The sequence below is a fragment of the Bifidobacterium italicum genome (assembly GCF_002286915.1).
GTDB classification, from domain to species: Bacteria; Actinomycetota; Actinomycetes; order Actinomycetales; family Bifidobacteriaceae; genus Bifidobacterium; species Bifidobacterium italicum.
The window spans coordinates 1-21353 of the sequence record NZ_MVOG01000017.1 but is presented as its reverse complement, the minus strand read 5'-3'; the positions used below and the strand labels follow the sequence as shown (position 1 = coordinate 21353).

The following is a 21353-nucleotide window of genomic DNA, read 5'->3' as shown; positions in this document are numbered from 1 at the left end:
TTCCGTTTCGGCGTGCCCGTCGTCGTCGCCGACGGCTGCGGCGTCGCGGTTGGCGTCGTCATCGGCGGCATCGTCATCCGCGCCGCCATGTCCGTCGTCCAAGCCGAGCCAGCGGTTGATGCGGTCGGCGTTGAGCACGACCGGCACGAGCTTCGTGATCACGTACATCATGTCGTCGCCGTCGTCGAGGAACCCGTAGGTGCGCATCGCGCCGATAAGCCGGTCTGCGCGCTGTACGACCGCCTCCTCGCTGTTACGGCCGGCGAACGGGCCTCCGCCGACGCTCAGCGCCTGCACGATCTCCTCGCGCGAGACGATCCACGAGGCGGCGTCGACGCCCACGTTCTCGTATTCGAGCACCTTGCGGCGCAGCATCGCGACGACGGCCGCCTCCTCGGCGCTGAGCGTCACGCGCGTCTTGAGCGAACGGATGGCGTACTCGTCGGCGCGGATCGGCTCGGCGTACATGACCCCGTAGTATTCGTCGACGACCGGCACGAGCATGTCGTTGTTGAGCGAACGGCGCACGTCGTCCATGTAGTCGCACGCCTGCCGGTACAGATCGCCGCTGATCGCGCGGTTGCGCTTGAGCGCGATCGCCGCCTCGCGCGCCGGCGCCGGCATGTCGCCGATGTCGCCGTCGAACAGCGCGTGCGCATTCGCGAGGTCGGCGACGCCGGCCCCGTCGTCGACGCCCTCCCGCCAGTCGCCGCCGCTCGCCACGGAGACAACGCCGGCGTCCATGTCGGCATCGTTGTGCTTCGTCATCGCCTCTGCCACCTTTCCATCCGTCGTCATCGGCCCGGTCGCCCGGCCCGTCGTACTCGTCATGTCGTCCGTCATGCCGCCTCCCCGGCGCGATGCGCGGCGGCCGCCATCGGCGCCGCATCGGTCTCCTCGAGGAAGTCGTCGAGCGCCCGCTGCGGTACGAGCAGCGCACGCGTGCGCCAGCGGCGTTCCCGGCCGTCGGCGCCGACGCAGCGCCAGACATGTTCGCCGTCGTCATCGTGCGTCCCCGCATCGCCGTCGCCGCCGAAATAGCTGAGGAAGCCGACGACCTCGCTTTCCCTGCGCTCGTCGGCGGGCAGCGCGTTGAAGCTCGCCGCCATGTCCACATCGGCGCCGATCCGCACCGGGTTCGCCGCGATGAGACCGACCATGTGGCGCACGCGCGGGCCGCCGGCCGCGACGATCGCGGTCAGATCGGCGATCGCCGAGTCCGCCGTCTCCGCGATCGCCGGCGCGACGGCCCGCGCCGGCGTCCTCCTTGGGCGTCGGCGCAGCGTCGGCAGCGACGCCTCGGCGACGCCGGCGTCGAAATGACGCTTCGACTTCGTGCGCGCCTCATCGCTCAACCGGGTGAACAGCCGCGCGAGGCTGCGCGACATCGTGCGGAACTGCATGTCGGTCTGCTGGCGCACGATCAGGCGGATGCTTTCGTCGGTGACGCGGATCTGGCGGCGCACGTCGTCGATGCCGCGGTAGATGTCGTCGAACTCGCGGTTGACGACGCTCATCAGGTCGTCGGCCTCGCCATGCAGCCATTCGCTGTTCGAGATGTCCTGCAGCGCCTCGTTGAGCTCGGCGCGGCTCTCGGGCGCGTACATCACCTGGAACGCGTCGTTGAAACGGCGCCCCTCGTCGCTGAGGTTGTAGACGCGGTCGAACTGCTCATGGTAGAACGTGAGCATTTCGTCGCCGCTCATCGTGCCATCGTCGATGCGCCGGCGCAGCGCGTCGCCGTTGTCGCGCTCGGCGATGACGAGTTCGCGCAGGTCCACCGGCACGCCTCGCAGCGTGTTGTAGACGACGTTGATGATGTCGGAGACCTGCTCGCGCGTCGGACGGTCCTCGATGCCGTGCGCCTTGAGCTCGTCGATCTGCCGTTGACGTTGCGCGATCTCGTCCTCCAGCAGCCCGATGCGCTCGCCGACGTTCACGGTGAGCTGTTTGCGCGCGTTCTCGATCTCCATGATGATCGAGTTGACCTGCGCGCCGGAGAGCGATACGGTGCGCCGCTGCAGCGTCGCAAGCGCCTCGATCGCGCGGTGCGCGCGCTGCGTGAGGCGGCACATGACGCGGTGCTGGCGCCGGTCCATCGAATCGGCGATCCACGCGTAGTCGCCGGCGTCCTCGGATTTGAGCTCCTTGAGGATGCGGCGGGCGGCCATCATGTCGTCCTCGCCTTCGCGCGGCGTGTACTCGCCGGCGGCAGCCAGTTCGCCGATCGCCTCGCGCATCCGCGACAGCAGCCGCTCCTGCGGCACCTCGGCGGTCAGCGGGTCGAAGCATGAGCGCAGCATCGCGATGTAGACGTCCGCGTACTTGTGCAGCAGCATGCGCAGCACGCCGGTCTCGTACACCGGCCGCAGCTGCGCGAGCTCGGTCCTCACATCCGCCATCGGCCGCCTTTCTCATATCGTCCAGCACGCTCTTCGCCCGCGGGCATACCGCATTCCATTGTAGCGAAAAGACGGCGCACGGACCGCATGGCAGCCGGCCGATCCGGACGCCCGCATGGGTCCGTTGCGTGGCGCGCGAACATCGGTTGCATGGCCGGATGAGGATCCTAGACTGAATGGGTATGACTGAGTTGACGATCAAGCGCGCCTATGCGCCGGCGGATGAGGGCGACGGCTACCGGATCCTCGTGGACCGGCTGTGGCCGCGCGGCATGTCCAAGGAACGCGAACACCTCGACCTGTGGATGAAGCAGATCGCGCCGAGCACCGAACTGCGCAAGGCGTGGGGCCACGATCCGAACCGCATTCTCGAATTCGCCGAAAGCTACCGGCGTGAACTCGACGCGAACCCGGCGGTCGAGGAGCTCGAGCGCATCATCCGCGACCATCCGAAGGTCACGCTCGTCTACGGCGCACGTGACCCCGACGTCAACCATGCCCGCCTGCTGCGCGACTACCTCGAGGAGCGCATGGCCGCGGAGTAGCGGGCACGATCGGGGTCGGTCGTGACGAATGTCGTGGAGGCGGGGTCGAGGTTGTAGGCGGCGATGGCTTCCTCGGGCGTCAGACGGCCGTCGATCGTGCCGTCGAGCAGGCCCAGCCAAGAGTATTTCGCATGCATGAGGGCGACGGCGCGGCTCGAGCAGTTCGCGAAGCCGTACAGGCGGACGCCGGCGCGGTGCAGTTCACGAAGCCGCGTCGGGACGCCCTCGGGCATGTCGTAGAAGCCCAGCGTGCGGTTCTCGAGCAGCAGCCGCATGATCCAGCCGACGGCGGGGCCATGCTCACGGGAATAGTCATCGATGATCCGCTCGTCGTCCCAGCCTTCGATGGCACGGCGGCGATAGTGGTCGTAGCCGTGCGGGTCGTCGGCGTCGAAGAACATCGCGGTCACGCCGGCCGGATAGAACATGCCGACGATGCGCTCGGGACGCCAGTCGACGAGCGCGCCGAAATAGTCGAGGACGACGGCGGTGACCGACGGTCCACTGCGCTGGGATTCGAAGGATTCATTGGACACAACCGCCATCGTAGCAGCGGCACGGCGGGCACGAATCAGAACAACGGCTCCATCGTCGCGGTCGGCGCCGCCTTCGGTTGCGACGGCGCGGCGCTCTTCACGACCTCGACCGGCGGTCCCGGTTGCGTCGGATGGTCGCGCAGATCGCGGTCGATCCACTCCATGACGAGCGCTGCGAGACGGTTCACCTCCGTGTCGGTGAGCGCGCGGCCCTTGGGGATGTGGTGCCAACGCATGATGCAGCCGCGGCAGCAGGTGGCCGTTGCATGCTGCGCCGTGAACACCGGATGGCCTTTCCACGGCGTCTGCTTGCCGTCCTTGATCGGAAGTGCGGCGCCGACGCGGGCGCGCAGCATCTCATGGGCGTGGCGGTCGATCATCGCTCTTCCCTTCGCGCGTGCATAGGCGCGGTCGGCGTCGGTCAGCCGGAACTTCGCGCGGAACGGCGAGCCGGACAGCCGTTGCAACGTCCATGCGACCCATTGCGGCTCCTCGACGGGTTCGGGCGTCGTCCCCTCAACCGGCATGTCATGTCCCATAGGTCCCCAAGCGTAGTCGTTTCACCGCGGCAGGCAACCGTTGGCGGCGAATCTTCACGGGAATGGGACGGAGCGGCGGTCAGTCGACGAGATAGTGGATGTTTGCGTCGGCGACGGCCGGCTCCATCTGCCGGCTGGAGGTAACCGTTGCAGTCAGGGACGCGCCGGTTCCGCTTTCCCGGATCAGCGCATTCGTCACCGCGATTGGCATTCCGCCCAATTCCGGAGAGCGCCCATCGCCGCACCTTGCGACCGATTGCCAACGGCTCCGAAACTATCCGCCCCGGATGCACAGCCGCCTTGAGACCGTATCTGCGATTTTGGGGTTGGTCTCCCCCAAGCCCCCCATCACTGAAGACTCCACTATGTGCGGTTTTCACACAAAACCGATAAGAACCTCACGGATCATCGGGTACTCTCCAAGGACGTCCACCCCAAAATCGCAGATATGCCCCTGATTCTTCCCGAATATGCCGATGACGCGCACACGGACGACAAGGGCCGGTTCTTCAGGAACACCGTCCCGTGAACCGGCCCTGTCGTTATGCGCGAGCGCGTCATCCGCCCCTCATGCCATCGGGACGCCGTTCAGCATCGATCCGCACGACGCCGGACCACCAGCAGCGTCACGCCGGCGCCGGAGACGGCGAGCGCGAGCGCCACGACGGCCATGACCGATGAACCGGTGGTGGACAACGGCGTCTGCATCATGCCGGCATCGCCTGCGGCCGCACCGCCGGCGCCGGGCTTATCGGACGAGAGCGGCTCGTCAGATGTCGCCGCGCCACCGTTGCCGCCCGTATCGTTGCCGGGAGCGTCATCCGTGCCGTCTGTCGGCTCGTCGCCCGGTTCCGGCTGCGCAGGCACCGGTGTCAGCCCGGCGTAGGCCGCGTCGAGCGCGTCCTTCGCCGCCGTCACGAGCGGCTGCTGTTCGGCGCTGAACGTCGTGTTGTCCGCGAGCGCCTGCGCCGTGAGCAATGCGTCGGCGAGCGCGGCCACCGATGCCTCGGTGTAGGAGGGGTTTGCCCCGTCGGCTGCGTCCACGACCTGCCGGGCCTTCGCGATCGGTTCGGCGAGCGTGCTGACATCGAGCGCGCCACCGCTCGCATACATCGGCGTGTAACCGTCGATCGTGCGCGCCGCGAGAGCGTCGTACATCTTCGAATACAGCCTCGCCTGGAAGTTCGTGATGCGGAAGCCGGCGCTCTTGAGGTTCATCGTGCGCGTTTCGAGGTTATCGGGATCGTAGAGGCCTTCGCCGAACGCCCAGTCCTTCGTGATCTGCGGAGTCGCGCCGCCGCCGGTGCCGGAGGTGTCGAGCGCCGAACCGGTCGCGTAGTCGAACGGCGTGCCGTCCTTGCCGTTCCATGCGGTGATGATCAGGCTCGTCGAACGGAACGCGTCACGTCCGACGCCCATGTAGTTGTATCCCTTGATCTCGTTGCCGGAGCTGACCGTGTCGCCGTTCTCGTCCACCGAATAGATCGGCTTGCCGTCCTCATCGAGCGGATAGCCGTCCTGTCCCCACAGGTTCGCGGTGACGGCGGCGAGGCCGTCGCGGTCGGTGTAGCTGCCGATGCGCGATTCGCGGTACCAGGGGTTGCCGGTCGTGGCGGTCGGGTGGATGAGCAGTTCGGCGCCGCTCGCCGCATAGTAACGGCCGAGTTCGGGATAGAAGTGGCCGTCGCGGCAGATGTTGACGCCTGCCTTGAGCGCACCGCCGTCGGAGCCGGTGAATTCCGGCATCTCGAAAATGAGCGGCGTGTCGCCCGGCACCGACCAGACCTTCTCCTCCTGTCCGGCGCGGTGCATCTTCTGGAACGATTCGGTGTGGCCGTCGGGGAACGCGACGGCGGCCGAATTGTAGACCTTCTTGACGCCGTCGGCGTCGACGATCGGGCCGCCGTCGGGCATTTCCGGCAGTCCGAACACGATGTACATGCCGAGCCGCTTCGCCGTGTCCGCCATCGTCCTGACCGACGCGCCGCGCGTGTCGTCGCCGTCGGCGCCCTTGACCTTTTCGGCGAGCAGCACCTGCATGTAGTCGTCGCTCGCCGCCAGCGCACGGTTGACGTCGGCGTTCACGCTGTGCGCGTCCGCGTCGCCCTTCGGATCGGTGCTGTCGTAGCCGGTGAGCACGGTCTCCGGGAACACGAGCAGGTCGACGTCGTCGGCCGCGGCCTGTTCGGCGTATCGGACCATCATGTCGACGTTCGCCTGCTTGTCCGCCCATACGCCGGCGACGTTGGCGACGGCGACGCGCGGACCGTCCGCGGAACCGTAGTAGTTGCTCAGCGACGTGCCCGATTCCTGCCTGTCCGCGAGTTCGGCGTACCACCTGGCGTAGTAGTCGGGATGGAAATCGTTGGCGACGCGCGTCGTCGACGGGTAGCTCACCCGCAGGTCCTTCGCGTTCGCCAATGCGCCTTCCATGCCGACGATGAGCGCGCCCTCGGCGTTCTGGCCGGCGGAGTAGTCGGCGGAACCGCGCACGATGACGCTGCCGCCCGGGAAATCGTAGGGCTGCTTGCCGTCGCCGTCCGAGCAGCCGTCGGCGCCGACGAGATCGGCGGAGGCGATGACGAGGCCGTCGCGCGACGCGATCGATTCGAGACGGTTGCGGTAGTACCATTCCCATCCCTTGCCGTCCTTGACGCCATCGCCGTCGATGTCGCGGTAGCTGCGGGAGGTCGCGGTCGGATTGATGAGGATGCCCGCGCCCTGCGCGGCGTAGTAGCGTTCGATCTCCGGATTCGCATAGGTGTCGTAGCAGATGCTCAGGCCGGCGAGGCCCCATTCGGTCTGCAGCAGCACCGGCGTCGTGCCGGGCGTCGCCCACGAGCCTTCCACCGGGGCGATCTTCTGATAGCTGACGACCTTGCCGTCCGGGGACGCGGCGAACGCGGAATTGTACGCATGGTCGGAGTCCCCCGGGATGCGCTCCGAGGTGCCGAAGACGACCCACATGCCGTATGCGGCCGCCTTGTCGGCGAGCTCGCGGGTGATCGGGCTGGAGATCGTCTCGGCCTGGGACACGGCCATCCTGTATGCGGCGGAGTCGGGATCGCTCGACGAGACGTAGCCGGTGAGCGCCATCTCCGGGAACACGATCATCCTGACGCCGGCGGCGTGCGCCTCGTCGATGTACTTGAGCATGCTCGCCTTGTTCGCCTCCTTGTCCCCCCACACCGGGTGGAAGTTGACGACGCTCAGCGCGCCGGCCGGGATGACGCCGTTCGTCACGACGCCCGGCGCCGTGGCCACGGCCGCGCTGTAGACGGTGTCGGCGAACGCGGTGTGGGCGCCGAACGCGCCGAGCGACGCGCACATCGCCAGCGCGCCGACGCCCGCCGTCAGACGGCGCCATATCGGCGCGCGACGGGCGCCGTCGCCGGAATGCATTGGAATAAGGGACCTGCCATGCACGAGCATATGGTTGCCTCTCTCTTCTCGTCCGCACCGAAACGACTTCACTCAACGAATCCCATCTACGACGTGCCGGAAACGGCCATGGGTGAGCTGCGGACAAGCAACCACGCTAGGAACGCCGGGTTTCGCACAGCCGAACGTCGGGTTTCCGGCTCGCTCCCCCGCGATTACGAAACGATTTCGACATGTGCCGACCATTTGCGGGCGCACATCGTTCGGAAACATCGGTGATGGTATCGTGCACGGCCGCGCGGCAGGACATGGCGCGGCGCGGAAACGGTGTATCGTTGAGCGCAGACGCGCTCCCGGCGCGCAGCGGCAGCGAGGAAGGATCGATATGACGCAACTGACGGATATGCTCGACGCATTCAAGAAGGACGACTGTCTGACGTCGCTGGCGTACGCGGGCGCACGCGCATGGGACCTCGTCAAGCTCAACGTCTCGATCAGGGCATATGACGGCGGAGGCACGATCGTCTTCACGCAGAAGGGCGACGAGATGCCCGACGCCGATGTGCAGACGCTGCTCGAGCGCGAGGTCCCCTACCTCGTCATGTTCGTCTCGAAGCCTTGGCTCAAGGCGTATATGCGCACACGCTACGCGAGCGCCACGAGCGTCTTCCGCTGGGACGTCGTCGGCTCCGACGGCGGCGACGTCAAGGACGAGGCCGTGCAGCGCGCGGCCGCCGTCACGCTGCCCGGGCTGCTCTACGCGACCTTCGGCTATTCGCCGCAGTACTACGAGACGAACGGCTACCGGCTCTGAGCCGCCGCGACGGGGGCGTGCCATGCGGCGTCCGCGGACATGAGGACGCCACGTTCCCCTCCTTACCGACCGACGGACGCGCAGACGCCCCCCGCGTCGGCGCCGTCGCGGACCACCGACCGACCGACCATCATCGAGGTGACCATGGGATTATTCAACGCATTCGCCGGCAACCTGCAGCAGGTCAGCAACGACCAGCTCATGCAGCAGTACGGGCCGTTCCTGTTCAACGGCGAGCAGATCACGAACGGGTATCAGCTGATCCGTGACGCCGTCGTGTTCACGAACATGCGCATCATCTTCATCGACAAGCAGGGTGCGACCGGCGCGAAGGCGCGGTACCGGACGATCCATCTCGACGCGATCGTCGACGTCGAGGTGGAGACCGCCGGTGCGATCGCCGACGACAGCGAAATCAACATCACATATCTCAAGGACGTCTATCAGCGCAAGACCGGCGCGGAAACACTCGACGAAATCACGCTCGAGTTCCCGCGCAAGTTCGACGTCGCACCGATCTACCGCTATCTGGGCGAACTGGCGATGGCGAACCGGCAGCGCATCAACGCGAAGTGAAGGAGGCCGCGTCGCGCGGCATGGACGGGTCCCCTCGGGTCCGCCGTCCATGCCGCGCGACGCGGCTCACGCCTCCTTGGCGAGCAGTTCGTGCAGCTCCTCGCGGTGCGCGGCCTGTTCACGCGGATCGGGCACCGGAAGCGACGCCAGCAGCTTCTTCGTGTACGGGTCGGACGGGTGTCGCATGATCTGCGAGGAGTCACCGTGTTCGACGATGCGTCCCTTGTGCATGACCATGATGCGGTCGGCGAGCATGTCGACGACGGCGAGGTCATGGGTGATGAACAGGCATGCGAAGCCGATCTCCGCTTGCAGCGTCTTGAACAGCTCAAGCACCTTCGCCTGCACCGACACGTCGAGCGCGGAAGTGGGCTCGTCGGCGATGAGCAGACTCGGCTTGAGCGCCAGCGCACGCGCAAGCGACGCACGCTGGCGCTGGCCGCCGGAGAGCTCGTGCGGGAATCGGTTCATGTAGGTGCGCGGCAGCTGCACCATCTCGAGCAGCTCGCCGACGTACTGCCTCGCCTGGGCCGCGGTCCGGTAGCGCCCATGCACGATGAGCGGCTCGGCCACGTTCTCGAGAATCGTCATCAACGGGTCGAAGGAACTGCCCGGATCCTGGAAGACGAAGCCGATCTGCTCGCGCAACGGCTTGAACCGGCGCTCCTTGAACCCTTTCATCTCCATGCCGAGCACGTCGAGCGAACCTCCGGAGATGCGTTGCAGGCCCGCGATGGCGCGGCCGGTCGTCGATTTGCCGGAACCGGACTCGCCCACGAGGCCGAGCACCTCGCTGCGGTGGATCTCGAAGCTCACATCATCCACGGCCTTGAAATCGGGCTGCATGAACCGGCCCGGATAGGTGATGTCCATGTGCTCGGCCTTCACGACGACCGGCTCGGCGCGCCAATCGACCTTGCGCTCGATGACGTCGCCGGCCGCGTCGCGCACGACGAGCCGCTGCCCGATGCGCGGCACCGCCGCGAGCAGGCGTTTCGTGTAGTCCGCCTGCGGGTCGTAGAAGATCTGGTCGACGCTGCCCTGTTCGACGACGTGACCGCGGTACATGACGACGACCTGATCGGCGATGTCGGCGACGACGCCCATGTTGTGCGTGATGATGAGCACCGACGCACCGAACTCGTCCCGCGCCAGACGCAGCAGGTCGAGGATCTCGGCCTGCACCGTCACGTCGAGCGCCGTCGTCGGCTCGTCGGCGAGGATGAGGCCCGGGTTGAGCACGAGCGCCATCGCGATGACGATGCGCTGCTTCTGTCCGCCGGAGAACTGGTGCGGATAGTAGTCGACGCGCGTCGCGGCGTCCGGGATGCCGACCTTGTCGAGGATCTCGATCGACTTCGCGCGCAACTGCTTCTTGTCGGTGAGACCGTGGGCGCGCAGGCCCTCCTCGATCTGCCATCCGATCGTGTAGACCGGGTTGAGCACCGAGTTGGGCTCCTGGAACACCATCGCCGCGGCATCGCCGCGCATCCGCTGCAGGTCGCGGACGCTCATCGTGAGCACGTCGACGCCGTCGCCGTCGTCATCCGCGCGCAGATAGATCGCGCCGCCGGTCGTCGCCGTCTCGGGCAGCAGCCGGATGATCGAGCGCGCCGTCACCGATTTTCCCGATCCCGACTCGCCGACGACGCCGACGACGGTTTTGCGCGGGATGACGAAGTCTACGCCGTCGATCGCCTTGATGGGACCCGCGTCCGTCATGAACGACACGCTCAGGTCCTTGACGTCGACGAGAGCGTCCCCTGCCTGCGTTGATTGCGTGGACTGCGTTGATTGCGTGGACTGTGCGTTCCGTCCGCCATGTTCGCTCATCGTTTGATCACTCCCTCGGATTCATCGGGCACGTCCCGTACGACCACGGCGATCTCCGGGTCCTGCGTCACCATGTATTCGTCGGCGACAGTGCGCGTGTCGCCGCCGCGTTCGGTCGGATCGGTCTCGGCGGCCTCCAACGCCTGCTCCTCGGCCACGGCGGCGAGCGATTCGTCCGGGTTCGGGGAATCCACCGACGTGTCCTCGATCGAGCCGATCACCTCGCCCGCTGACTTGCGTGCGCGCAGGCGCGGATCGGCCAGATCGTTGAGCGATTCGCCGATGAGCGTGATGCCGAGCACGATGAGCACGATCGCCAGGCCCGGGAACACGGCCGTCCACCAGATGCCGGACGTGACGTCGGCCACCGAACGGTTGAGGTCGTAGCCCCATTCGGCCGCGGCGGTCGGTTCGATGCCGAACCCGAGGAAGCCCAGGCCGGCGAGCGTGAGGATCGCCTCCGACGAGTTCAGCGTGAGGATGACCGGCAGCGTGCGTGTCGAGTTCCTGAGCAGATGCCTGCCCATGATGCGCCAGGTGGAGGCGCCGACGACCTTCGCCGATTCGACGTAGGCACAATCCTTGATGCGGATGACCTCGGCGCGGATCGTGCGGAAGTACTGCGGGATGTAGACGACGGTGATCGATATGCCGGACGCGAGGATGCCTCCCCACAGGCTCGACTGGCCGCCGGAGATCATGATCGCCATCAGGATGGCCAGCAGCAGCGACGGGAACGAATAGACGGCGTCGGCGATGACGACGAACACGCGATCAACCCAGCCGCCGAAATAACCCGAGACGAGGCCCAGGAACACGCCGGCGAAGATCGACAGCAGCACCGCCACGACGATGGCGATGACCGCGGTGCGCGCACCCCAGACGGTACGGCTGAACACATCGAAACCGCCGACCGTCGTGCCCCAGATATGTGCCTTCGACGGGGGCGCCTGCGTCGGGAAGGCGACGCCATCGGCACCCTTGATCTGCGCGTATCCGTACGGTGCGATCCACGGAGCGAACACGGCCACGATCAGGAAGAAGGCTGTCAGGACGAGGCCGGTGACGAGCATGCCCTTCTGCCAGCCGACGGCGATCTTCAGGTCGCGCACGACCGGCAGTCTCGATAACCAGGATTTCGGGGGTTCGACGTTGAGTTTCTCCAGGCGCGTGTCCCCCGGCACGCCGACTTTCAGTTCCGTGCTTTCGCTCATGTTCAGTACCTCACTCGCGGATCGATCAATGCGCTGATCACATCGACGATGAAATTGACGACGGAGACGATGATCGCGATCAGGATGACGATGCCCTGCACCGCGACGAAATCGCGCGCCTTGAGATAGTTGGAGAGCATGAAGCCCAATCCCTTCCATTCGAAGGTCGTCTCGGTGAGCACGGCGCCGGCGAGCAGCAGCGCGATCTGCATGCCCATGACCGTGATGATCGGGATGAGCGCCGGACGCCACGCGTGCTTGGACATCAGCCGCTTCTCGCTGACTCCGCGGGAGCGGGCCGCATCGATGTAGCCGGCGTTGAAGGTGGAGATGACGTTCGTGCGCACAAGGCGGATGAAGACGCCCGCGGTCAGCAGGCCAAGCGCGAGCGCCGGCAGCACCGCATGCCGAAGGACGTCGCCGAGCACCTTCATGTCGCCGAGCTGCAGCGCGTCGACGATGTACAGGCCGGTGGGCGAGACGAGTCGGGAGAACTGCATCTCCGACTGCAGCGACGAACGGCCCGAGCTCGGCAGGATGCCGAGGCCGACGGAGAACACGAGCTTGAGCACGAGGCCGAGGAAGAACACCGGCGTCGCATAGCACAGGATCGCGAACAGGCGGATGCCTGCGTCCTGTGCGCGGTCGCGGTGCCGGGCGGCGATGCGGCCGAAGCCGATGCCGACGAGCAGCGCGACGACGAGCGAGAGCAGCGCGAGCTCGAGCGTGGCGGCGCCGTAGCGTGTCAGCACCGAGACGGCCGGCTGGTTGTCGGTGAGCGTGCGGCCGAGGTCGCCGTGCAGCAGGCCTCCGAGGTAATCGAAGTACTGCACGAGCAGGGGACGGTCGTAGCCGGCCTCGTGGATGCGGCGCTGCAGTTCCTCGGGCGTGAGACGTCCGCCCATGGCGGCCGAGATCGGGTCGCCGGTCGCGCGCATGACGAAGAAGACGATCGTGACGAGAATGAATACGGTGGGGATGATGAGCAGGAAGCGTCCGAGAATGAAACGGAAGAATCCTGCGGAAAGCCTGTTCTTGTGCGCGTTGGCGGTCGGCTTCGATGGTGCGCGATCGGCCGGCGATGCTGTTGCCTGGGACACCGGATCTCCTTGGGACATATGAATTACGGGAATGCACGGCCCGGGCCGTGCGGGAACGCAAACGGTCAAGCTGATGCGTCCTTGCAAGGACGCATCAGCTTGACGGCGGCGCGTTGCCTCAGCTCTTCACGACCGAGGCGTAGCGGAAGCGGAACGACGGGTCGAGCACGACGCCGGAGATGTTGTCGCCGGTGACGGCCACCTGGTTGCCCTGCAGCATCGGCAGCGTCGAGAGGTCGTCCGTCTCGGTCTTCTGGATGTCCTTGAGCATCTGCTCGCGCTTGGCCTCGTCCTTTTCGCCGGCCTGCGCCACGATGGCGTCGTTGACCGCCTTGTTGGCGTAGCCGTTGTTCACGAAGTTGCCGTCGCGGAAGAACGGGGACAGGTAGTTGTCCGGATCCGAGTAGTCCGGGAACCAGCCGAGCTGGTAGACCGGGTAGCTGCCGTCGGAATCGTCGGTGACGACGCGTTCCTTGTTGTACTGCGTCCATTCGGTCTGCTGCAGGTCCACCTTGAACAGGCCGTCGGATTCGAGCTGGCTCTTGATCGCCGCGTATTCGTCGGCGGAGCTCGAACCGTAGTGGTCGCCGTTGTACTGGAGCTTGAGGTCGACCGGAGTGCTCACGCCGGCGTCCTCGAGCGTCTTCTTGGCCTTGGCCGCATCCGGCTTGCCGTCCTTCGTGTAGGCCTTGAGCGTGTCCTCATGGCCTGCGAGTCCGTCCGGGATGAACGAGTACAGCGGCGTGTACGTGCCCTTGTACACCTTCTCGGAGAGCTCGTCGCGGTCGATGAGGCTCGCGACCGCCTGACGCACGGCCTTCGCCTTGGCGGCGTCGGCGTCCTTCTGCGATTCGCCGTAGGGCTGCAGCTTGAAGTTGAAGGCGAGCATGCGCACTTCGCCGCCCGGGCCCTTGACGACCTTCACCTTGCTGTTCTTGCCGAGGTCCTCGATGTCGGTCGGCGACAGCGAACGGTACGCGACATCGACCTGTCCCTGCTCGACGGCCATCTTGAGGTTCGAGGCGTCGGCGAAGTACTTCACCTGCACGCCGGAGTTCTTCACCGGCGTCAGACCCTGGTAGTTCGCGTTCTTCGAATAGCTGACGGCCTCGTTGAGCTTGAACGAGTCGATCTGGTACGGGCCGGCGAAGGCCTTGCCGTTGACGATCGTGTCCGCGTCGGTGACCTTGTCCGCGTCGAACACCTCATCGTCGACGATCGGGCCCGCCGGGGAGCTCATGACCTGCTTGAGCGTGACGTCGAAGGGCACCCTCGAGTTGAAGACGACGGTAGTCTCATCCGGCGTCTCGATGGAGTCGATGTTGGCGAGCAGCGAGCTCGGTCCGTTCGGATCGTTGATCGTGTTGATGCGGTCGTAGGAGAACTTCACGTCCTTCGAGTCGAGCGTGTGGCCGTTCGCGAACTTGAGGCCTTCCTTGATCTTGACGGTGAACTGCTTGCCGTCGTCGCTCCAGGTGCCGTCGTCCGTGGCGATGTCCGGGGACAGCTCCGACGTGTTGTAGTCCTGCGCGTACAGGAACGGGAACACCTGGATCTGCACCGCGTAGGAGCCGTTGTCGTACGAACCGGCGGGATCGAGCGACGTCACCTTGTCGGTGGTGCCCACCAGCACCGTGTTCTCGTCGGCGGCGTCCGCCACCCCTTCCTTCACGCCCCCGCATGCGCTGACCGATGCGAGCGCCGCCGCCGCGGCCGCGGCGGCGATGATCTTCTTTGCGTTCACTGTGAACCTTCTCTCTGTGGGCTACGCCCCTACTCTCTTCGGGGGCGTCGTTCACAGCACATTGTCAGTTCCATGCATTACCTACACGTTTCGTACCAACATCCGGCCGCCGCAGACATAGGCCGACCGGTCTTAAAACCGTTGCGATTCCAACGATCGAACGCTCACGCGAACAGGGTCACATGCTGAGACCGCTCCCCCACGCCGTCCGCATGGCGTCTATCGCGCCCCATGCGCGATGACGATCCGCGATGACGATCCGCGATGACGATCCGCGATGCGCGACCATCGCCGGACGATGTTCGGTCCCCGCGCGTCGTCGTCCTATGGATCGTCCTATGAAAACGCCGAAAAACGTCCGTGAAACGCCCGAATACGCATTTGAGGCGGCGGGCGTGGCAGCGCATAAAATGGGCTGGAATCGTTGGAATCGCAACGAAAAAGCGCCGCCCATGACTGGACGGCGCTAGATGCTGGTGGAGCCGCGGGGAATTGAACCCCGGTCCGGTGACCGTACCCTCGTACTTCTACGTGCGTAGTCTGCTGACCACTGGGGTGTTTTTTCGGCCCCCATCATTGTCGCAGACGACTGATGGCGGGCCTAGCCACAGTCAAAGTCCCTACGTCACCCTGCGGTTCAGTGACGTAGGCAAGTCCTCTAACGACGCCCGACCTCTCCCCGAAGACCCGGGAGAGCGGACGGAGCCACGCTCGCTGGATTAGATCTGATTACGTTGAAAATCAGGCAGCGAGAGCGAACTCAGTGCGGTTAGATTTAGCACTTAATTTAAATCGCAGAGCACATCACGAGCGGACTCTGCATTCTCGGCACGCTTCTCCGAAGCGAACAGATCACCGTCGAAACCAAATCGGCCCCTCTTGAATTATCAAGCTCCGGCGATGAAACCTCGCGGTCTCATCAAACCGGACTTCTCAATATAACACGGCCTCCCCGAATCGGCAAGCCTGACGACGCCGTCGGCGCAGTTCGTCCGCGCTCGCGAGCCCGCCCCGTCGACCGTACACATCCGCTGTGATGCGCGTACCCGCTGCCCGATACCGCGCGGCCTCGCGCACCGCGGCGTGCGCGGTGCGCGGGGCCGGCGCCGGAAGGGCCGTCCGGTCACTTGATGATCGGCCTCTTCGGCGCGGAGACGTTGATCTGCTTCTTGTCGCCGATCACCTTCGGGTCGTTCATGATTTTGTCGGCGATCGCCATCTTGAGCTTGAGGTCGGTATCGTCGCCCCAGACGACGGTGATGCCGTTCGCGAAGGTCGTCGTGATCGAGTCCTGCGTCGGCGCGCTCACGGCGGTGACGTCCTTGCGCCACCCTTCGGGGAACGCATCAAGGATGACGACGGCCGACCGCAGCGCACGGCTGCTGACGGCGCCATCGACCGAGGTCACGTCGATGACGGGGATGCCCTTCGCCGACTTCGCGTCGACGGCGTTGAGCACGCGCGCCTTGTTGTCGACGGCCGTGAGCGTGTCGCCGCCTTTGACGCGCAGCATCGCCGCGGGACGCTGCGCCTCGACGTGCACGTCGAGCCCGTTCGGGAACCGCTTCGTCGCCCGCGCCGACGAGACGCCGGGGATCTGCGACAGCTGTTCCTCGACGACCCCGTCCGAGACGAGCAGCAGCGACTTGCCGGCCTGCCCGCGCGCGATCGTCATGATCTGCCGGTCGCTCACCCACTGGTTCGCGCCGGACACGGCGATCCTGCCCGGATCAAGCCGCAGCACCGGCGAGAAGAACAGCAGCCAGACGATGGCCGCGACGACGGCGATCGCGCCGACGGCGGCCGCGACGCGCGTCACCGTCTGCCTCACGTTCGCGCGACGGCGCTCCTTCTGCCGTTTCGTGAAATCGACGACCTTCGGGCGCGTCGCGACGCCGACGGTGCCGGCGGTCTGACTGAGCGTCTTCGCGACGATGTCCTCGCTGCGCATATTGTTGGCGTCGACGAAGGATCCCGGCTCGCTTCTGCTGACCGGCTCGTCGACGATGCGCGTGCGGCGCACCTGCGCGTCCTTCCTGCCGCGTTTCGGCAGCAGGCCGCGCATCCGCGCGGCGAACGACCGGCCGCCGCCTTCCCGATTCGCCGGCGTCTTCGCGACCGCGCGCGGCGCGACCGCGTCCTTCCCCGACGACACCGATGACGGCGCCGGCGACCTCCCCGACGACACGGTGCGCGCGCCGTCATGCCGCGCGCCCGTGTTCGAGGCGACACGCGGCCGCGACGACGTCTCGAGCGGGAAGCGATGCTCCCCCGTCATCGGCGACGACGCCGCTTTGGCGCGCCGTCGTCCCGCGGCCGCCGCCGATTTCGGCTCCTTGGACCGTGTCGCATCGCCGCCGCGCGTCGACGCCGGATCGGACGCCGCCCTGCGGACACGCGCGCCTTGCGCTGCATCGGTCATCCCGTCGCGGTGCGACGAGACCGTCCGTGCGCGCCGGCCGCCATGGGCACCGTCGCGTACGCCATCAGGCGTCGCGCCGTCATGCGCGCCGTTCGCCCCCGACGAGACGGTCCGTCCACGACCTCCGCGCGGCGCAGGAGCTTCGGCGCCGGCCGCGCCGGACGTCATCCGTCGCGTGCCGTCGTCCTTGCCGTCGCGGGAGCCGTCATGCGAGCCGCCCGACGATGATCTGACGCTGCGCCCGGCCATCAGTCGTCCTTGCCGGCGTGCGCCTCGAGCACATGCGCGATGACCGGCACCATCTTCGTGATGTCGCCGGCGCCGACCGTGAAGACCACGTCGCCGGGCTTCGCGCGCATCGCGATCATCTGCGCCGCCGTCTCCATGCGCTCCTCGACGTCGATCGGCGCGTCCGCGCCGGCCATGTCGGCGATCGTCGCAGCGCCCACGTCCGGGAAGTCCTGCTGCCGTTCGCGCGCCGGGAACACGCCGGTGACGATGACGTCGTCCGCCGATCCGAGCGCGTCGGCGAACTCCTTCGCGAAGAACTTCGTGCGCGAGAACAGATGCGGCTGGAAGAGCACATGGATCGTCGCGTCCGGGTAGCGACGGCGCGCCGCGTCGAGCAGCGCGGCGATCTCGGTCGGATGGTGCGCGTAGTCGTCGACGACGGTCACGCCGTTCACCTGCGCGCGGATCTGGAACCTGCGCGCGGCGCCGAGGAAGGTCGGGACGGCCTCGGCGGCCTGATGCGGATCCATGCCGAGCAATGTCGCGGCGACGATCGCGGCCGTCGCGTTCCTCGCGTTGTGCAGCCCGGGCACGGCGAGCGTCACCGGCACATGCACGACGCCCTCGTCGTCCCCGGAGGCGTCCATCCGTCCTTCGGCGACGCTCGCGGGCATGTCGAGCGTGAAGCTCTCGGCGCCGTCGCCGGCGTGCTCCGTTTCGGCGGCGATGTGCACGTAGCGTGCGCCGTTGAGTTCGCCGACGTCCTCGCGCGACGTCGTACCGTAGGCGATCGCATGCGCCGCCGTCGCCGCGTCGAGCTGGCGCAGCACGGCGAGCGCGCTCGCGTCGTCGGCGCATACGACGATCGCGCCGCGCGCGTGTCCGAGGTGGTCGACGAAGGCGGCGCGGTAGGCCTCGGCGTCCCCGTAGTGGTCGAGGTGGTCGGGTTCGGCGTTCGTGACGATCGCGATCTGCGGTGCGTACTTCGCGAAGCTGCCGTCGGATTCGTCGGCCTCGGCGACGAGCACGTCGCCGGCGCCGGCGTGGCCGCCGTCGATCATCGCGCCGTCGGGGCCCTGGATCGATCCGCCGATCGCGTAACTCGGGTCGGAGAGCGCGCCGGTGCCGCCGTGCGTCAGGATGTGGGCGAGCATCGAGCTCGTCGTCGTCTTGCCGTGCGCGCCGGCGACGGTGACGGCGCGCCGTCCGTGCATGAGCAGCGCGAGGATGTCGCTGCGGTGCACGATCCGCGAACCCTGCGCTGCGGCGGCGACGATCTCCGGGTTGTCCGCCTTGATCGCGCTCGAGTAGACGACGACCTGCGCGTCGCGCACGTTTCCCTCATGCTGTCCGATGCTCACCGGGATTCCGAGCGAGACGAGACGTTCGGTCTTCGCGCCCGGCTGCATGTCCGAGCCGTCGACGTCGACGCCCTGCTGGTGCAGCATCTCGGCGAGGACGCTCATGCCGGCGCCGCCGATGCCGATGAAATGCGTCCGTCCGAGGTCTGCCGTCCGCTCCGCCGATGCGAAGCGCGCGATCGTCGGGTCGAGGTCGATTGGCTGCGGTGTCTGTTCGTTCACTGGGAAACACGCTCCTGTTGTCATTGTGCTGATGATGCCGTGCCGGGCCGATGGCGCGTCCGTCGCGCGGCCGCCGTTATGCGGCGCCGCCCTGCGCGTCGGCGATGTCGAGGACGTGGCGCGCCATGCGGTCGGCGGCGTCGCGTATGCCGTAGCGCCATGCGCGCTCGCCGTAGTCGCGCAGCGTCGCCGGATCGGAGAGCAACGCCGGGATGTGCTCCTCGACCCAGGTCGTCGTGAAGTCATGGTCGTCGACGAGCAGGCCGCCGCCTGCCTCGACGACCGGCTGCGCGTTGAAACGCTGCTCGCCGTTGCCGATAGGCAGCGGCACGTAGACGGCGGGCAGTCCGAGCGCCGTCAGTTCGCTCACGGTGCCCGCGCCGGAGCGGCAGATGACGAGGTCGGCGCAGGCGAAGGCCTTGTCGATCCGTTCGAGGTACTGCGCGACGTGGTAGTCGCGTCCCGGCTGCGCGTCGTCGCCGAGTCCGGTGAGCACCCGCGCGCCGGCCGACTGCACGACGCGGTCGCGCACCTCGTCGATCTTGCCCTTGCCGGTCAGATGGACGATCTGCGCGTGGCGCACGAGCGTGCCGGCGGTGCCGGAGACGGCGCGGTTGAGGCTTGCGGCGCCGAGCGATCCGCCGGTGACGACGATGACCGGACGCTCCGGGTCGAGGCCGAGTTCGCGCGCGTTGCGCTCGCGGGCGCCGGCGCGGTCCTGCTGCAGTCGTTCGGCGAGTGCGGCGATCGCCGGCCGCAGCGGCAGCCCGACGCGTTCGACGGCGCCGCCCCTGGCCGGCGCTAGGCCCGCGCCGTCGTAGGCGGTGCCGATGAACCGCGCCCAGCGCGCACCGAGCTTGTTCGCCATGCCGGCGCGCGCGTTCTGCTCGTGGATGACGACGGGGACGCCGAGCTTGTGCGCGGCCGCGTACGCCGGCGCCGACGCATAGCCGCCGAAGCCGACGACGACCTGCGTGCCCTGCGCGCCGATGAGCTGCCTGACCTTCGCCGTCTCGCGGCGCCATTTCGCCGGGAACTTGACCATGTACACGCCGGGGCGGCGCGGGAACGGCACCTTCTCGATCGTCTCGAGGCGGTAGCCGGCGGCCGGCACGAGGTCGGCCTCGAGCCCGACGGCGGTGCCGAGCGCGATGATGTCCGCGTCGGGCTCCCTGCGGCGGATCGCGTCCGCGACCGCCAGCAACGGGTTGACATGGCCGGCGGTGCCTCCGCCGGCGAGGATGATGCGATGCGGCGTCGCCGCGCTCTTCGTGCTGCTCATCTTGCCTTCGTCCTTGCCTTCGTTCATGCCTTCACTGTAGTCGACGCGCCCGAGCTCAGGCCTTCGCGCGTTCGGCGTGGATCTGCGGTTGGCTGCGCATCGCGCTCATGCACACTCCGGCCGCCGCGAGGCACATGATCAGCGATGTGCCGCCGGCCGAGACGAAGGGCATCGGCAGTCCCATGACCGGCAGCAGGCCGAGCACGACGGCGATGTTGACGAGCGCCTGGCCGACGATCCAGATCGTCATGCACATGATGAGCGACGACGCGAACCTGTTCGGCGTCTTCACGGCCACGACGAGCATGCACCAGCCGATGACGACGAACAGCAACAGCACGAGCAGACCGCCGACGAAGCCGAGCTCCTCGCAGATGATCGCGTAGATGAAATCGTTGTGCGCGGCCGGCAGGTAGTTCCATTTCTCGCGCGAGTTGCCGATGCCGACGCCGAACATGCCGCCGGATGCGATCGCGTAGCGCGCGTGCGTCGACTGGTAGCACACGGTCTGCGCGCCGTCCTCGCAGCCGCGGTAGGTCGCGAGGATGCGGCTCATGCGGTTGCCGCTCGTCACGACGAACACCGTGATGAACACGACCGCGGCGAGGCCGCCGCCGGCGAGCCATTTCTTCGGGAAGTCGCTCGTCGCGAACGCGACGAGGCCGATGAACACGAGGATCATGCAGGTGCCGAGGTCCTTGCCGCAGATGACGAGGCCGACGGCGGCGACGAACAGCGCGAGCGGCAGCCGGTAGTCCTTCAGGTTCGGCCGGGCGCCGCCCCTGCGGTGCGCGGCCTGCACATGCTGCAGCGCGAGCGGCAGCACGATGCACAGCATGAGCTTGAGCGATTCGGCCGGCTGCAGCTGGATGGGTCCAAGCTTGATCCAACCGCGGTTGCCGTACACCTCGACGCCGAGCGGCGAGAACGTGAGCAGCTGCATCACCATGCAGACCCCGTACAGCCCGTACACGATTCTGGGCAGCTCGTAGGCGCGCAACGGCAGGAACCAGCCTATGGCCATGAACACGAAGCCGATGAGCGCGAAGACCATCTGGCTGACGAGCTGCGCCCATGGCGATGCGCCGGCGGCGACCATCGAGACCGACGAGCTCGAGAACACCATGACGAGGCCGAACAGCGTCAACGCG

General features: G+C 67.1%; 16 protein-coding genes, 1 other RNA gene and 1 pseudogene. 4 read left to right on the top strand and 14 right to left on the bottom strand.

The genetic code is table 11. The annotated features are described in order from the left end of the window. Both B1400_RS09940 and B1400_RS05145 read right to left on the bottom strand, forming a co-directional pair. Positions 1 to 768 (bottom strand): annotated as a pseudogene (locus B1400_RS09940) (DUF4194 domain-containing protein); the annotation flags it as partial. A gap of 71 nt (positions 769 to 839) precedes the next feature. Beyond that, a complete protein-coding gene (locus B1400_RS05145; RefSeq protein ID WP_095613365.1) occupies positions 840 to 2402 on the bottom strand; it encodes a DUF3375 domain-containing protein in 1563 nt (520 codons plus the stop codon). A 176-nt stretch (positions 2403 to 2578) separates the two neighbouring features. Between B1400_RS05145 and B1400_RS05140 the strand changes: the two genes are divergently transcribed. Next, positions 2579 to 2947, top strand: a complete 369-nt coding sequence (locus B1400_RS05140; RefSeq protein ID WP_201260195.1) for a DUF488 domain-containing protein — start codon at positions 2579 to 2581, stop codon at positions 2945 to 2947. On the opposite strand, the gene B1400_RS05135 is transcribed toward B1400_RS05140, so the two are convergent. From B1400_RS05135 to B1400_RS05125, 3 genes are all read right to left on the bottom strand, one after another. After that, positions 2917 to 3483 carry an HAD family hydrolase gene (locus tag B1400_RS05135; RefSeq protein ID WP_095613363.1) on the bottom strand — a complete coding sequence of 189 codons (567 nt, stop codon included), beginning with the start codon at positions 3481 to 3483 and terminating at the stop codon, positions 2917 to 2919. The two genes, B1400_RS05140 and B1400_RS05135, sit on opposite strands and share 31 nt — an antisense overlap. Before the next feature lie 35 nt (positions 3484 to 3518). After that, positions 3519 to 4010, bottom strand: a complete 492-nt coding sequence (locus tag B1400_RS05130) for a DUF4186 domain-containing protein (protein ID WP_095613392.1) — start codon at positions 4008 to 4010, stop codon at positions 3519 to 3521. A 600-nt stretch (positions 4011 to 4610) separates the two neighbouring features. Then, a complete protein-coding gene (locus B1400_RS05125; protein ID WP_095613362.1) occupies positions 4611 to 7424 on the bottom strand; it encodes a carbon-nitrogen hydrolase family protein in 2814 nt (937 codons plus the stop codon). A gap of 364 nt (positions 7425 to 7788) precedes the next feature. Here B1400_RS05125 and B1400_RS05120 point away from each other — a divergent pair, with 364 nt between their 5' ends. Continuing rightward, entirely contained in the window at positions 7789 to 8217 is a 429-nt protein-coding gene (locus tag B1400_RS05120; protein WP_095613361.1) for a hypothetical protein, read from the top strand. Between the two features lie 144 nt (positions 8218 to 8361). Continuing rightward, entirely contained in the window at positions 8362 to 8793 is a 432-nt protein-coding gene (locus B1400_RS05115; protein ID WP_095613360.1) for a PH domain-containing protein, read from the top strand. A 66-nt stretch (positions 8794 to 8859) separates the two neighbouring features. Here B1400_RS05115 and B1400_RS05110 read toward each other — a convergent pair whose 3' ends face one another. From B1400_RS05110 to B1400_RS05095, 4 genes are all read right to left on the bottom strand, one after another. Next, on the bottom strand, positions 8860 to 10626 hold the full coding sequence (locus B1400_RS05110; protein WP_095613359.1) for a dipeptide ABC transporter ATP-binding protein: 1767 nt from the start codon (positions 10624 to 10626) through the stop codon (positions 8860 to 8862). Continuing rightward, on the bottom strand, positions 10623 to 11840 hold the full coding sequence (locus tag B1400_RS05105; RefSeq protein ID WP_095613358.1) for an ABC transporter permease: 1218 nt from the start codon (positions 11838 to 11840) through the stop codon (positions 10623 to 10625). Before B1400_RS05105 ends, B1400_RS05110 begins: the two co-directional genes overlap by 4 nt. A gap of 2 nt (positions 11841 to 11842) precedes the next feature. After that, a complete protein-coding gene (locus B1400_RS05100; RefSeq protein ID WP_407641068.1) occupies positions 11843 to 12958 on the bottom strand; it encodes an ABC transporter permease in 1116 nt (371 codons plus the stop codon). Positions 12959 to 13058: 100 nt separating this feature from the next. Next, positions 13059 to 14684, bottom strand: coding sequence for an ABC transporter substrate-binding protein (locus B1400_RS05095; RefSeq protein WP_095613356.1), 1626 nt, complete (start codon positions 14682 to 14684; stop codon positions 13059 to 13061). 338 nt (positions 14685 to 15022) lie between these two features. Here B1400_RS05095 and B1400_RS10050 point away from each other — a divergent pair, with 338 nt between their 5' ends. Beyond that, the gene (locus tag B1400_RS10050; RefSeq protein ID WP_268802261.1) at positions 15023 to 15154 is read left to right on the top strand and encodes a hypothetical protein; all 132 of its coding nucleotides are present in this window, start codon (positions 15023 to 15025) and stop codon (positions 15152 to 15154) included. Between the two features lie 4 nt (positions 15155 to 15158). Here B1400_RS10050 and ssrA read toward each other — a convergent pair. From ssrA to B1400_RS05070, 5 genes are all read right to left on the bottom strand, one after another. Further along, positions 15159 to 15561, bottom strand: a transfer-messenger RNA (tmRNA) gene (gene ssrA / locus B1400_RS05090). 246 nt (positions 15562 to 15807) lie between these two features. Beyond that, positions 15808 to 17355 (bottom strand): cell division protein FtsQ/DivIB, encoded by a 1548-nt coding sequence (locus B1400_RS05085; RefSeq protein ID WP_235607334.1) that lies wholly within the window; start codon positions 17353 to 17355, stop codon positions 15808 to 15810. Then, positions 17355 to 18944 carry a UDP-N-acetylmuramate--L-alanine ligase gene (gene murC, locus B1400_RS05080; protein WP_095613355.1) on the bottom strand — a complete coding sequence of 530 codons (1590 nt, stop codon included), beginning with the start codon at positions 18942 to 18944 and terminating at the stop codon, positions 17355 to 17357. The genes B1400_RS05085 and murC overlap by 1 nt, the downstream gene beginning before the upstream one ends. Positions 18945 to 18996: 52 nt before the next feature. Next, positions 18997 to 20202 carry an undecaprenyldiphospho-muramoylpentapeptide beta-N-acetylglucosaminyltransferase gene (gene murG, locus B1400_RS05075; protein WP_095613390.1) on the bottom strand — a complete coding sequence of 402 codons (1206 nt, stop codon included), beginning with the start codon at positions 20200 to 20202 and terminating at the stop codon, positions 18997 to 18999. A 55-nt stretch (positions 20203 to 20257) separates the two neighbouring features. Beyond that, positions 20258 to 21349 carry an FtsW/RodA/SpoVE family cell cycle protein gene (locus B1400_RS05070; protein WP_235607337.1) on the bottom strand — a complete coding sequence of 364 codons (1092 nt, stop codon included), beginning with the start codon at positions 21347 to 21349 and terminating at the stop codon, positions 20258 to 20260. Positions 21350 to 21353 lie beyond the last annotated feature (4 nt).